A 13,275-nucleotide genomic window follows, 5' to 3' on the forward strand; every position below is an offset into this window, starting at 1 on the left:
TGAGCCGCTCCTGACCGACCCATATCCGGACAGGGCGGTCCATGCCGACTATCGTGGTCACCTATGAGTTCAACCAACCTGACCCGATCCGAGGCTGCCACACGGTCGGACCTGATCACGGACGTCCACTACGCCATCGACCTCGACCTCACCGAGGGCGGCAACCTGGACCACAAGACGTTCTCGTCAGTGACCACCGTGACCTTCACCGCCACGAAGGCGGGGTCCACGTTCATCGACCTGCGTGCCGAGGAGATCTCCACGGTCGAACTGGATGGCGAGGACATCCTGCCGCTGGCCCTGCCCGGTGACGGCGAAGGCCGCTACGACGAGTCCCGTGGCCTGCAGCTCGACGACCTGACCCCGGGACGCCATGAGCTGACCATCGTGGCGGAGTCCCTCTACTCCACCACCGGCGAGGGGCTGCACCGATTCCAGGATCCGGCCGACAACGAGGTGTACATGTACACCCAGTTCGAGGCCGCCGACGCCAAGCGGGTCTTCGCCTGCTTCGACCAACCGGACATCAAGGCGACCTACGACGTCGCCGTCCACACCCCCACCACGTGGACCGTGGTCACCAACAACACCGTCTCCACCACGACGACCGGCGGTGAGAAGACCGGGGAGACGACCCACCGCGCTGTCGTCGACTACCAGCTCTCCACCTACCTCATCGCATTCTGCGTCGGTCCGTGGCACCACGTCACCGACTCGTGGACCGGTTCGCTGACCCGTACCGCCGAGGTCGAGGGGGTCTCTGACACCCGCCTGGTGCCGGAGGGCGAGATCACGGTTCCCCTGGGTCTGTACGTCCGACAGTCCCTGGCCGAGTACCTCGACGCCGACGTGCTCTTCGACGTCACGAAGTCCGGTTTCGACTACTACGCCAAGAACTTCGGGGTCGCCTACCCCTTCCACAAGTACGACCAGATCTTCTGCCCCGAGTACAACATGGGCGCGATGGAGAATGCCGGCTGTGTGACGATCCGTGACGAGTACGTCTTCCGCTCCGCCGCCAGTCACTACGAGTACGAGCGCCGCGCGGACACCATCCTGCACGAGCTTGCCCACATGTGGTTCGGTGACCTGGTGACCATGCGTTGGTGGGACGATCTCTGGCTCAACGAGTCCTTCGCCACCTGGTCCTCCGCCATGGCCCAGACCCACGCCACCGAGTACGACACCGCATGGGTCACCTTCGCCAACAAGGAGAAGTCCTGGGCCTACGCACAGGACCAGCTGCCCAGCACCCACCCGGTGTTCTCCGGGGCCAATGACCTGGTGGAGGTCGACGCCAACTTCGACGGCATCACCTACGCCAAGGGGGCCTCACTGCTCAAGCAGCTCGCCGCCTACGTCGGCCTGGAACCGTTCTTCGCCGGCATCCGCGCGCACTTCGTCAACCACGCCTGGGGCAACGCGACCTTCGACGACCTGCTCGGTGCACTGGAGAAGGCGTCCGGACGCGACCTGTCCGACTGGGCCGACCAGTGGCTCAAGACCACCGGTATCAACACTCTCAGCGCCGAGACACAGGTGAAGGACGGTGCCTACACCTCCTTCGCGGTGGCCCAGTCCGGCGCCGCGCCCGGTGCCGGCGAGACGCGCACACACCGTCTCGCCGTCGGCCTGTACGACAGTGAGGACGGCTCGGTCGTCCTGCGCCGTCGTGTCGAGACCGACGTCGAGGGCCCGTCCACCGAGGTCCCCGAACTCGTCGGGGAGAAGGAGGCCGACCTCGTCCTCGTCAACGACGACGACCTCGCCTACGGATTCATCGCCCTCGACGACGACTCCCTCGCCACCGCCGTGAACAATATCGCCGGCATCACCGACCCAATGGCCCGGTCGCTGATCTGGTCGGCGGCGTGGCAGATGACACGCAATGCGCAGATGCGGGCCCGTGACTTCGTGTCCCTCGTCGTCCGCGGTGCCTGGGCCGAGACACAGCTCGGTGTGCTCGAGCAGATCCTCGCCCAGGCCGTCGGTGCGGTCGAAAACTACTCGGCTCCGTCCTGGCGTCCCGAGGGACGTGCCCTGCTGCTCGACGGTCTGCGTGCAGGTGCCGAGCGTACCGACGGCCAGGCACGGCTGGCGTTCGTCCGCGCCTACGCCAACGCCGCCCAGGATGCGGGTTCCACCGCCTGGGTACGCGGGCTGCTGGGCATCGGCGACACCTCCGCCGAGGACCTCCTGCCCGGGTTCACCGTGGACCAGGACCTGCGCTGGCGACTGCTCACTGCGTTGGTCGGCGCGGTCGACGTGCTCTCGGACGAGGAGGCGGACGCCTGATCACCGCCGAGGAGCAGGCCGACCGGTCGTCCTCGGGCCGCATGAACGCGGTCAAGGCACGCACCGCCCGTCCGGACATCGAGGTCAAGCGTTCCGCCTGGAACACCATCACCTTGAAGGGCAAGGAACTCGGCAACCTGGAGCTGCGCTACATGATCGCCGGTCTGACCCACGTGGGCCAGGACGACCTGCTGTCCCCGTTCGGACCGGAGTACGTGCAGCGCGCGGTGGACATGTGGGAGGAGCTCTCCAGCGAGATGGCACTGCGCACCCTGGACGGCCTGTTCCCCTCCTGGGCCGGCTACGAGGACGTCGCCGACGACCTGCGGGCCACCGCCGCGGACGAGTCGACCCCCGCCGGTCTGCGCCGCGTGCTGTCCGAGGGACTGTCGCGTGCCGACCGCGCTGCGACGGCCAGGAAGTTCGACGCCCGCTGATGACTCAACCGCAGAGCTTCTACGACGCTGTCGGCGGCGAGGACATCTTCCGCCGCATCGTCCACGAGTTCTACCGCCAGATCCCCGACGACGACATCCTCGGCCCGATGTACCCGGCCGAGGACCTCGCCGGGGCCGAGGACCGTCTCCGCTGGTTCCTGGTGCAGTACTGGGGCGGCCCGCAGACCTTCAGTGAGCAACGCGGGCACCCACGCCTGCGGATGCGCCACATGCACTTCCCCATTGACCCTGCCGCCCGCGACCGGTGGCTCGTGCTGATGGGCAACGCCCTGAAGACCGTCAGCGAGGACGACCTCCCTGAGGCTCCCCGTCAGGCGATGTGGGACCACATGATCCGGGTGGCGGACATGCTGGTCAACAAGTTCTAGTTCGGTGAGGGGATACGCGCCAGGCCGCCGGGACGGGGCACGTAGGCGGTGCCGAACAACGCGTCGATCCTGATCCACGATCCGGTGGTGCTGACCCGGATCAGATCGTGGACACGCAGATCCTCCCGCTTGGGTTCCACCACGAGCCCGAGTGCGCCGAGTGCGGCGACCACCCGCCCGGTGATCTCGACGGTGCCTGCCCCGGCAGGACCGGTCAACCGCAGCAGCGGCTGATCCAGCAGTGACGGAGGCAGCCCGGCAGGTCCCGAGTGCTCATCGGCCTCCCGCTGCATGTCGGTGAACAACGTCCGCACGTCCCCGGCGGGGACGGTGTCGACCAGTGTGTAGCCACCCGCTGGCGGAGCCGTCCCCGTCCACAACAGTGACACCACTCCCCCGAGACTCACCGTCCCCGTCCCCGGCGCATCTGCCGCACTGGCGAGGAGTCGCGGCAGCGGTTCCGCCAGGACCACCGCATCATCGACCGACGGCACCGCGTGAATGCGTTCGGCCACGATGCACCCCAACGGAGTCGAGAAGATGATGTCCGCCATGTCGTCCCCGACCCGCACGACGCGAGCCATGGCGCCGGTGTCCATACGCAGTACACGGGTCGCCACCGCAGCCGTCCGGCGTAAGGCGGAGGCCTGGGCCTCCGCGGGACGCGTCAGCGTCAGTGACAGTTCGTCGGCGGGGCCGGACCCCGGCAGGTTGAGCATCATGGCTCCCAGGGTATCCGCCGCCCCCGGGGCAGCACAGGGTACCCGGACCGTAAACCGTCAGCGCTTACGTCCACCCACGACGGTGCTGCCCCCGGAGGTTCCGTCGACCGCGGCCTCCTCGTCGTCGAGAGGGATGAGGAACTTGTTGATGACCTCGAGGTCACTCTCGGACCAGTCCCGGGTCTTCCCCGAGATCGGATCGACACCGACGTTGACCGTGTCCACGACAGCAACCAGGCGGTGCTGGCCATTCCTGATGTACTGCCGCATCTTGAAGGACTTCACCCCCACCTGGAAGATGAACGACTCCACGACCACCGCGACCTCGCTGGACGACACCGACTTCTGGTAGTCGACCGACGCCCACCGCACCACGAACGCCGGAACCGACATGTCGATCTCGGTGACCACGTCCCGGACGAAGTCGATCCGTGCGTCCTGGGAGAACTCCAGGTACGCCGCATTGTTGACGTGCTGGAACTGGTCGAAGTCCGACCAGCGGAGGTTCACCCGTGTGCTGTGGTAGCGGGTACCGGTGGCCTCGTGGTCAACAAAAGGCATCGAAGTTTCTCCTTACACAGGCCAAGGACCCCAGCGTGTGACGCTGAGGCCCTGCCTGGACGCTACGCCGCAGTAGTCCTGTTTTGTCTCGTAGAGGATTCTATCGGGAAAGCCGGCGATGTGTTACCCGGGTAGGACGTGCCGCGTCCGCGCCGAGCCGCTCGACCTTGTTCTTCTCGTAGTCCTCGAAGTTGCCCTCGAACCAGAACCACTGCCCTTCAGCCACGTTGCCCTCCCAGGCGAGGATGTGAGTACAGGTACGGTCCAGGAACCAGCGGTCGTGCGAGATGACCACGGCGCACCCCGGGAACTTCTGCAGGGCGTTCTCCAGCGAGCTGAGGGTCTCGACGTCCAGGTCGTTGGTCGGCTCGTCCAGGAGGATCAGGTTGCCGCCGAGCTTCAGGGTCAGCGCGAGGTTCAGGCGGTTGCGCTCGCCACCGGAGAGGACCTTCGCGGGCTTCTGCTGGTCGCCGCCCTTGAATCCGAAGGCGGAGAGGTACGCACGCGAGGGCATCTCGTTCTGCCCGACGATGATGTAGTCCAGCCCGTCCGAGACGATCTGCCAGACCGTCTTCTCCGGGTCGATGTTCTCACGGTTCTGGTCCACGTAGCTGAGCTGCACCGTCTTACCGACGACAACCTCGCCGTCGTCCGGCTCCTCGAGGCCGACGATGGTCTTGAACAGCGTGGACTTACCCACACCGTTGGGGCCGATCACACCGACGATGCCGTTACGCGGCAGGGTGAAGGACAGGTCCTTGATCAGGGTGCGTCCGTCGAAGCCCTTGGTGAGGTTCTTGACGTCCACGACCTGGTTGCCCAGGCGCGGCGGCGTGGGGATCTGGATCTCCTCGAAGTCGAGCTTCTTGTACTGCTCGGCTTCCGCGGCCATCTCCTCGTAACGCTGCAGGCGTGCCTTGTTCTTGGCCTGACGTGCCTTGGCGCCGGAACGGACCCAGGCGAGCTCCTCCTTGAGCCGCTTCTGCAGCTTCTGGTCCTTCTTGCCGGCGACCTCGAGGCGCTCCGCCTTGGTCTCCAGGTACTTGGAGTAGTTTCCTTCGTATCCGTGGAGCTTGCCGCGGTCGACTTCACAGATCCACTCGGCGACGTGGTCGAGGAAGTAACGGTCGTGGGTGACGGCGAGGACGGCACCCTTGTAGTTGGCGAGGTGGTTCTCCAGCCACAGGACGCTCTCGGCGTCCAGGTGGTTGGTCGGCTCGTCGAGCAGCAGCAGATCCGGCTCGCTGAGCAGCAGTTTCGCCATGGCCACGCGTCGGCGCTCACCACCGGAGAGGTGGGTCACCATCTCCTCTGGCGGCGGGCAGCGCAGGGCGTCCATCGCCTGCTCGATCTTGGAGTCGAGCTCCCAGGCGTCAGCGGCGTCGATCTTCTCCTGGAGCTCGGTCATCTCCTCCATGAGTTCATCGGTGTAATTGGTGGCCATCTCCTCGGCGATGGCCTCGTAACGGGTCTTGACCTGGAAGATCTCCCCGAGCCCCTCTTCCACGTTGCCGCGGACGGTCTTCTCCTCGTTCAGCGGAGGCTCCTGCAGCAGAATGCCGACTGTCGCCCACGGATCAAGGAAAGCATCGCCGTTGGACGGCTGATCGATGCCTGCCATGATCTTCAGGAGCGAGGACTTGCCGGCACCGTTCGGCCCGACGACACCGATCTTCGCACCCGGGTAGAAGCTCATGGTGACGTTGTCCAGGACAACCTTCTCACCGTGAGCCTTGCGTACGTTCCTCATCGTGTAGATGAACTCGGCCAATGTGTTCCCTCCGGTTGGCGCGGCTGCGTGCACCTGATGCATCCAGCCCTGTCGTATACGGTTGACGAGCCTACCTCACAGTGCCGTGGTTACCCGAAGCTGCGTTCGACCCCCTTGCCCGCACCCGTGTTCCACCCGACCGGGACGGTGTCTCCGTGTCAGAACGGCGTCGTGTCCCCCGCGGTCGCGAGTTCAGGGTCCGGGTTGTCAGCCGGAGTGTCCTCGTCCCCCTCGCCGTCACCGGCGGAGACCGCGACGGCGCTGTACCCGCCGAAGGACGACGCCTCCGCACCCTCGCCCACGGGTGCCGGTGCCGACGCGTCCTGCGACTCCTTCACCCTGTCGCGCAGGGACCAGGTCGACGTCGAGTGGCTCAGATCCAGACCGACGTTGGTGGCGGTCAACCGCCAGACGGTCTCGAGCATCTCCTTGCCATCCCTGGTCATCCGTGGATTCTCCGGAGTGTAGGTGTAGGAGTTCATCCTGCCGACGATGACCAGCGGCGCACCCTTGACCACGCTGTGCATCACATGGTCCCCCAACCGTCCCCAGCACTGGACGTCGATGAACAGCGTGCCGGAGTCCTTCCACTCCCCGTTGTCGTTCCAACTCGGGGTCGACGCCATCCGGAACGTCACGAGCTTCGCGATCGTCGGGTGTCGTGAGGGATGGGTCGCGGCGAACCCCGTCATTGTCACGGACATCTGTTGTGTCGCCATTACCGGCACACTCCTCCCCCGGTCCCCCGGGATTCACGGCGCCCCTGCCGATCCGTCGAGGGGCACCTTCCGGCGGTCGATGGAGCGGTCCCCCACCTCGTTCCCCCGGCGCAGTCCATCCTCCCCACCACGCCATACTCAGGTCAACGACCGTACCGTCGCTGTGGACAACACCGCGGAAACTCGACGAAAACTGTCCACAGCGGGAGCGTGGGCGGTTCTATCCTCACTGGTCGTCGGTACCGGGGTTCCTGCGACGGGCGTCCCGCTTGGTCTTCTCGGAGTGCACGTACCCCTGCACCTCGTCCCCGCGGTACTCGGTGCGATAGTAGGCCTCGGCGGCGTCGTCCCGTCCCTTCCCGAGTCCAGCGAGCATGGCGTTGTAGGCGTCCAGGTCAGCCTCGTTGTCACGTTCGGCCTTGCGGTCGTAGCGGGCGGCCTCCTTCCTGTCCTGCCGCAGCCACTGGACGGCGTGGGCGGTACTGACCACCAGCAGTGGCAGCTCGCTGAGCCCCCAGGCGATCGCACCACCGGTGTGCTGCTGCTCCATCAGGTCGACGTCGAACGGCAGCTGCAGCGACAGGTAGTACGACTCCGCCAGCGGCTGCGCCATCTGCATCATCGCGATGCCGAACCAGGCATGGAACGCCATCGACGCCAGTGTCATCAGCAGCTTCATGAACGGGCTGAGCTGGCGCGGTGCGGCGTCCACGCCGATGACCACCCAGTAGAAGAGGTAACCGGAGATCAGGAAGTGGACCATCATGAACAGGTGCCCGGCGTGCTCGGACGCGAGGTCGCTGTACAGGTCCGACAGGTACAGCGCGTAGAACCCGACGACGAACTGGAAGGACGCGACGATCGGGTTGGTGAGGAACCGGGACACCGGGTTGTTGATGAAGACCACCAGCCACTCGCGAGGTCCCTGCAGGCCGTCCCGCCCGGCCGGGCGCAGGGCGCGCAGCAGCAGCGTCATCGGCCCGCCCAACACCCAGAACACCGGGATGAGCATGGTCAGCGCCATGTGCTGCAGCATGTGCGGGGCGAACATCGCCATGGAGTACATGCCGAGCCCGGAGCACGTGACGAAAATCAGCACCAGGTTCCCCAGTGTCCACCACACCAGACGGCTGGTCTTCCACTCCACCCCGCGCCGGCGCAGGGTGATCCACGCCCACATGTACACCCCCTGGAGCAGCACCGCGATCGTGCCGAAGACCAGGTCGAACCGCCAGTTGGTCAGCACCGCAGCCAGGCTGAATGGCTCGGAGACGTCAAACCCCATGATCAGCTCGGCCGGGGTGATGTCCGCGACCACCTCCGCCGGCGGCGGAATACGGGTCAACGACAGGGCCACACCCACCGTCGCCGCCATCACGAAGATCTCCACCAGCGCCAGACGGACGAACGGGCGACGCCACCATGCTGTCGCAGTACCGGTACCGGACGCGTCGAGCTGCGGGATCGTCCTTCGCCGGTGGGCGAAACCGATCACCGCGAGGATGAGGGTCAGCACTGCCTTGGCGACGATCACACGACCGTAGTCGGTGGTGAACCACTCGGAGAAGGACAGCCTGATTCCCGCGTTGATCAGCCCGGACAATGTGATCCCCACGATGGAGAACAGCGCAACCACACTGTACCGGTGGGTGATCTCCGCCAGGAACGGGCCACGACGGGCGGCGTGGGCGACCAGGGCCATGAGCCCACCGATCCACACCGCCGCCAGGATGATGTGCCACAGCAGTGAGTTCACCCCGTAGTCATGGTTTCCGCCGGAGGCGGAGTGCCCCTCCAGCGCGACCGGGATCAGGGACGCGACCGCGATGACGAAGAAGACGGGCTGCCAGATCCACCGTCGTGTCAGCAGAGACAGGACGGCGGCTGCGGCAGCGATCACTGCGATCCACAGCATCGCCTTCGCCGTCGACACCTGGGCGATCGCGACGCCCCACATGTCGGGCTGCAACGTGTCCTGCAGCGGCTGACTCGAGGCGTCGGAGAGGTAGAGCGGCACCAGCAGCAGTGCGCACACGGCCCACCCCGCCATCGCCCACGTGCCGGTGCGGGACGCCCGGAAACCGTCGAGGTCCAGGTAGCCGTCCTTCCGTGGTTGCGCGCCGAAAGCGCTCATCAGGAATGAGCCGACGCCGAGGCAGGCCAGCACCGTTCCCGTCCCCCGGACCAGCGGGACACCCCAGGACGTGACTGGTCCGGGATCCGGGATGCCGAGGGCGGCGAGCGACTGCCCGAGGAAAGCGTCGCTGATGACGGCGGCGACGAGGCCGGCCATCACTGCCGCGATGACGTACAGGGCGACCGGGGAACCGATCCTCCCGGTTGCTCGGGCGGAGGACTGGGACTTCTTGTCTGGAGAGTCGGTGGCTGATTCGGTGGCTACGGCCGCGTCGGACATGCCCTGAACGTTACTAGCTGGAGCCCCTGTACCCCGATTCCACGTCCCAGCGCCGGTGTGCATTACGATGACTACCGCAAGCCTCCGTAGCTCAGTGGATGAGAGCAACCGGTTTCTACCCGGTCGGTCGCGGGTTCGAATCCTGCCGGGGGCACTACACTGGAAAGCGTCGGTCAAGATGACCGGCGCTTTCCTTTCGTTTCAGCAGGTCACGTGGCTAGCGTACACCATGCGGGACGGACAGGGGAAGCCACGGTAGGACACTGTTTCCCAAATATGGCCCGACTATTCCCAACAGTGTCCCAACAGAGTCCCAACACGGTTGGGATACGGACGGAGCTTCTGGACATGGCTAAGCGCGGCAACCGTAAGTTTGGGGAAGTTCAGGAGCGCCCGCATCCGAAGACGAAGAAGCGGCGGTATTACCCGCGTTACACCCTTCCGGGGTCTGGGGAGTTTAAGGCGCGCTATACCCCGGGCACGGGGTTTGAGACGAGGGAAGCTGCAGAGCAGTGGCTACTAGCGGAACAGCGTCTGTGGGAGTCGCATGTGGCCGCTGGTACACAGTCGGAGTGGGTGCCGCCGAAGCAGCGGTTACAGGCGACGTTCCGGCGGTCTGAGCGTGACGCTACGACGGTGAGGGAACTGTGTGAGCGGTGGCTGACCGAGAGCACGTTGAAGGCGTCCAGCGTGTCCAGTACTCGCAATAAGCTTGAGTATCGGGTGTACAGCACGTCGCTAGCGTCGGTGCGTGTTGTGGACGTGGACAGAGACACGATAAAGGCGTGGTGGGCGGAGGTACAGGAGCGGTGGCCGGAGACGGGAAACAGTAACGCTTTTGCGTACCGCAGACTGCACACGGCGTTTCAGTGGGGTATGGACGAGACTGACCTGGTGCCGTTGAATCCCGTGCAGATCAAGGGCGCGGGGAAGATTCCGAGGTCCGCGAATCGGGATAAGCCGGTGATTAGTGTCGAAGAGGCCGGGGTGATGATTGAGAACAGTCCGGCGAACGTGCGCGCCGGGGTTGCCTTGCTGTTGTGGTGTGGTCTGCGGTTGGGTGAGCTGTTGGAGCTGCGGCGTAAGGACCTTGTGGGGCTGGATGGTGACGGTGCGGTGACGGTGCGTGTGCGTCGTACTGCTCAGCGGGTGCAGGACCCGGTAACTCGTAAGTCTCGTATGGTTCCGTTCGACACGCCGAAGTCTGCGGCAGGGAACCGTGATGTGACGGTACCGGCGAAGGTTGCTCAACGGTTGCGGGAGCACGCTGAGACGTTCATGGGGGACGGTGCGGACGCTCTGGTGATCACTACGCGTACCGGGAGCCAGATGCTGGATACGACGTTCCGTGAGCGTTTTAAGTTGGGGAAGCTGGCGGCGGGACGGAAGGATGTGACCCCGCACGACTGTCGGCGGTTCTTTGGTACACAGCTGGTGACGAACGGTGTTGATCTAGAGTCGGCACGCCTACTCATGGGGCACGAGAACGTTACTCAGTTGATGGAGTACCAGCGTGCCGCGTCGGGGTATGGGGAGTCTGCGGCGGCGGTGTTGGACCGGTTGGCGGACTAGACGCACGGGGTCGCCGTTCATCGCCACGAGGTACGCGGCGAAGCGGGTGAGGAGGACATCAGTCTTTGGTCGACCGCCCGTGGACTTATCTGCGGTATCGCAGAAAAGGGTGTCTAGCTGCATGTTCTGTGCTGTAGCGGACACCTTAGCTTTCTCGATTGCGGTCTGGAATCGAGTCCAGTCAGAGGTTCCCTTGTACCCGAGCAGCGGTATGAGGTCTCGCGCGGACCAGCGAGACACGCGCGGGGGCAGACATTCTGGAAACTTTTTTTGGGGAATGTTCTCACTGGTCAGGGCCAATAATGGGGCCCAGTTGTGCCCCAAAGTCACGGAATGGCATGTAACGAATTGACAATCGCGAACGATCTATGATACACTTCGCCCTGTCGCCTGTCTTCGCACTTCATGATCATGCAATTTCCCCTACCCCGTAGGACGTTATCAAAGCAGGCTGACGGATACAACGAGGTACGCCAAGGAACTACCCCCACTAGCTACCCCCGGAAGGAGGAACAGCATGTCAGACCCCAAAAACTACATCTCAATCAAGAGCACAGCGGAGCTTCTAGACGTGTCGCCGCGCACCGTCATCCGCTGGATCGACACCGGAGAGCTGACCCGCTACAAGATTGGCGGAGTCGTCCGCATAGACCGAGACGAGCTAGATCGACGCATGGCCACCAACTGAACACACCCCAGACCCCTACAGACAGGACAACCAATTTGAACGCACCTACTAAGTATCTCCCCCTTGACCATTCCCCGGAGTACCGCATGACCCTCACCGTGGATGAGACGGCCGGTGCTCTCGGTGTCTCAGAGAAGACTGTCGTGCGCCGCATTCAGGACGGCACCCTGCCCGCCTACCGCTTCGGTGGCGGTGGGCGCGGATACTTGATCAGACTGGAGGACATCTCAGCCGCACTGGTGCCGGTACCCACGGCGGCGATGTTTCGGCAGGTGCCCGCATGACTGAGATGAACACGCCGCCGCCGTCGCAGATGCCCCGCGCGCGTCTCCCCCTCGCTGAGAACGGCCCTGACTGGAACTACGAGGATGACGCTTACCCGGACTCGTGGAAGGACCGCGACAACGGCACGGGCCGTAGCCACCTGTTTCCGGACGCTGAGTTCGACACCGAATATCCCTTGAACTGGAAGAACTAAGAAAGGTTTCAACTATGAACAACATTGATTGGAATACTCCCCTCCAACCCCGACTCCTCAAAGACGCACCCACCAGCGCACCGCGCAGGGAACGCTACGTTCCGCCCACGGGATACGAAGCGCGTCTCGCACTGCTGGCCGACACCTGGGGCGTTGAGCTGAACACGCTGCTGCACCAAGGCTACAAGGATGCCGTAGCGTACTACGAGGCGCTAGAAGGGGAACTGGACGAGTTCGCGGCCCTGCCCCTGCCCACCGGTGAGGAGCTGCGGGGGATGACGGACACTCAGCGGCGAAAGGCGTTGCGCGACGTAGAGACCGACAACGTGGCCCGCGCTCAGGTCCGGTCGTCGATCCGAGAGAACCTGAATGCGGCGCGCCGGGTAATCGATGCAGACGAATCTGAGCAACTGACGTACAACCACGTCATGTCTATCCTTCCTGTCACGGAGACGGTGGAGACGTTGACCCGCACGGCTCGGTTCCTTGGGCCGTACACGACGCGGACGGACGCTGACCCGGCTCACGGCGGGACTGAAACAGAGCGTCGAGAGAGGGAGGCCGCTAACGAGGTCATCCCCGTGTTTCGTGAGGCGCTGTTCCGGGTGCTGTCGCTTGACCTGCTGATCGGAAAGCGTGACGACGGGTACGCGCTGTTCGCGGACCCGAACATCGAGGGGTTTCTCACCTACCGGCTGAACATGTCGGCAAAGGGTGAGATTATCGGTCGGGAGAATGACTTCACCGACCAGGATGTGGAGCGGCACCGGATCGCGAAGGATTGGCATGAGCTCTACATCGGCGGGTGGGAGAAGTGGTCAAAGGATCTTCCCGGCCGTCCGTCACAAAAGATCATGCAGGAGATCGATGTGAAGAACCGTTTCTTCCGGCTCGCTTCGGGTGATCGGGCTGTGACGGCGCTTGCGCGTGGCCGTGTTGAGGGCCTGGCGCTGTCGGTGCCGGCGACGTGGGCGGAGTACGAGGACCGTCTGCGTCGCTACGACGAGGCGATGCGTGAGGCGGAGAACCGGGCTGGGCGGTTCTCCAAGGACATCTTCAAGGAGTCCGAGTCACACAGGAAGAACCCGAATACAGGGGATTGGGACACCTTCGTTTTTCGCAGAAACCTACGTACCGGGGAAACCGAGACGTTCATGGTCGGCGGTGGTGTGCCTGAGCCGAAGTTCGCTCCGCGGGTTGATCCAGTGCGGTAACTGACTGAATGCA

The 13,275-nt window shown here is 64.5% G+C and carries 11 protein-coding genes, 1 tRNA gene and 1 pseudogene; 8 read left to right on the plus strand and 5 right to left on the minus strand.

What is annotated here, in order from left to right:
* Positions 1-63: 63 nt before the first annotated feature.
* A pseudogene (gene pepN, locus BJF89_RS14965) lies at positions 64-2,732 on the plus strand (aminopeptidase N).
* A complete protein-coding gene (locus tag BJF89_RS14970; RefSeq protein ID WP_075815875.1) occupies positions 2,732-3,121 on the plus strand; it encodes a globin in 390 nt (129 codons plus the stop codon). The pseudogene pepN and the gene BJF89_RS14970 overlap by 1 nt, the downstream one beginning before the upstream one ends.
* On the opposite strand, the gene BJF89_RS14975 is transcribed toward BJF89_RS14970, so the two are convergent.
* The 5 genes from BJF89_RS14975 to BJF89_RS14995 form a co-directional block, all read right to left on the minus strand.
* Complete coding sequence (locus BJF89_RS14975; protein WP_255372685.1) at positions 3,118-3,843, minus strand: hypothetical protein; 726 nt, start codon at positions 3,841-3,843, stop codon at positions 3,118-3,120. The two genes, BJF89_RS14970 and BJF89_RS14975, sit on opposite strands and share 4 nt — an antisense overlap.
* A gap of 57 nt (positions 3,844-3,900) precedes the next feature.
* Complete coding sequence (locus tag BJF89_RS14980) at positions 3,901-4,404, minus strand: thioesterase family protein (protein WP_075815876.1); 504 nt, start codon at positions 4,402-4,404, stop codon at positions 3,901-3,903.
* A gap of 100 nt (positions 4,405-4,504) precedes the next feature.
* Positions 4,505-6,175 (minus strand): energy-dependent translational throttle protein EttA, encoded by a 1,671-nt coding sequence (ettA, locus tag BJF89_RS14985; RefSeq protein ID WP_075815877.1) that lies wholly within the window; start codon positions 6,173-6,175, stop codon positions 4,505-4,507.
* A 158-nt stretch (positions 6,176-6,333) separates the two neighbouring features.
* On the minus strand, positions 6,334-6,894 hold the full coding sequence (locus BJF89_RS14990; RefSeq protein ID WP_075815878.1) for a single-stranded DNA-binding protein: 561 nt from the start codon (positions 6,892-6,894) through the stop codon (positions 6,334-6,336).
* A gap of 226 nt (positions 6,895-7,120) precedes the next feature.
* Entirely contained in the window at positions 7,121-9,310 is a 2,190-nt protein-coding gene (locus BJF89_RS14995; RefSeq protein ID WP_075815879.1) for a cytochrome c oxidase assembly protein, read from the minus strand.
* 80 nt (positions 9,311-9,390) lie between these two features.
* Between BJF89_RS14995 and BJF89_RS15000 the strand changes: the two genes are divergently transcribed.
* From BJF89_RS15000 to BJF89_RS15025, 6 genes are all read left to right on the plus strand, one after another.
* Positions 9,391-9,464 (plus strand) — tRNA-Arg (locus BJF89_RS15000).
* 722 nt (positions 9,465-10,186) lie between these two features.
* On the plus strand, positions 10,187-10,882 hold the full coding sequence (locus BJF89_RS18930; RefSeq protein ID WP_158026086.1) for a site-specific integrase: 696 nt from the start codon (positions 10,187-10,189) through the stop codon (positions 10,880-10,882).
* A 517-nt stretch (positions 10,883-11,399) separates the two neighbouring features.
* Positions 11,400-11,570: a helix-turn-helix domain-containing protein gene (locus BJF89_RS15010; protein WP_083650893.1), complete on the plus strand. Its 171-nt coding sequence runs from the start codon at positions 11,400-11,402 to the stop codon at positions 11,568-11,570.
* A gap of 86 nt (positions 11,571-11,656) precedes the next feature.
* Positions 11,657-11,854 (plus strand): helix-turn-helix domain-containing protein, encoded by a 198-nt coding sequence (locus BJF89_RS15015; RefSeq protein ID WP_075815881.1) that lies wholly within the window; start codon positions 11,657-11,659, stop codon positions 11,852-11,854.
* Complete coding sequence (locus BJF89_RS15020; RefSeq protein WP_075815882.1) at positions 11,851-12,048, plus strand: hypothetical protein; 198 nt, start codon at positions 11,851-11,853, stop codon at positions 12,046-12,048. Before BJF89_RS15015 ends, BJF89_RS15020 begins: the two co-directional genes overlap by 4 nt.
* Positions 12,049-12,062: 14 nt before the next feature.
* On the plus strand, positions 12,063-13,262 hold the full coding sequence (locus tag BJF89_RS15025) for a hypothetical protein (protein WP_075815883.1): 1,200 nt from the start codon (positions 12,063-12,065) through the stop codon (positions 13,260-13,262).
* Positions 13,263-13,275: the final 13 nt, after the last annotated feature.

The sequence above is a fragment of the Corynebacterium sp. CNJ-954 genome (assembly GCF_001942345.1).
In the GTDB taxonomy this organism is placed as follows: Bacteria; Actinomycetota; Actinomycetes; order Mycobacteriales; family Mycobacteriaceae; genus Corynebacterium.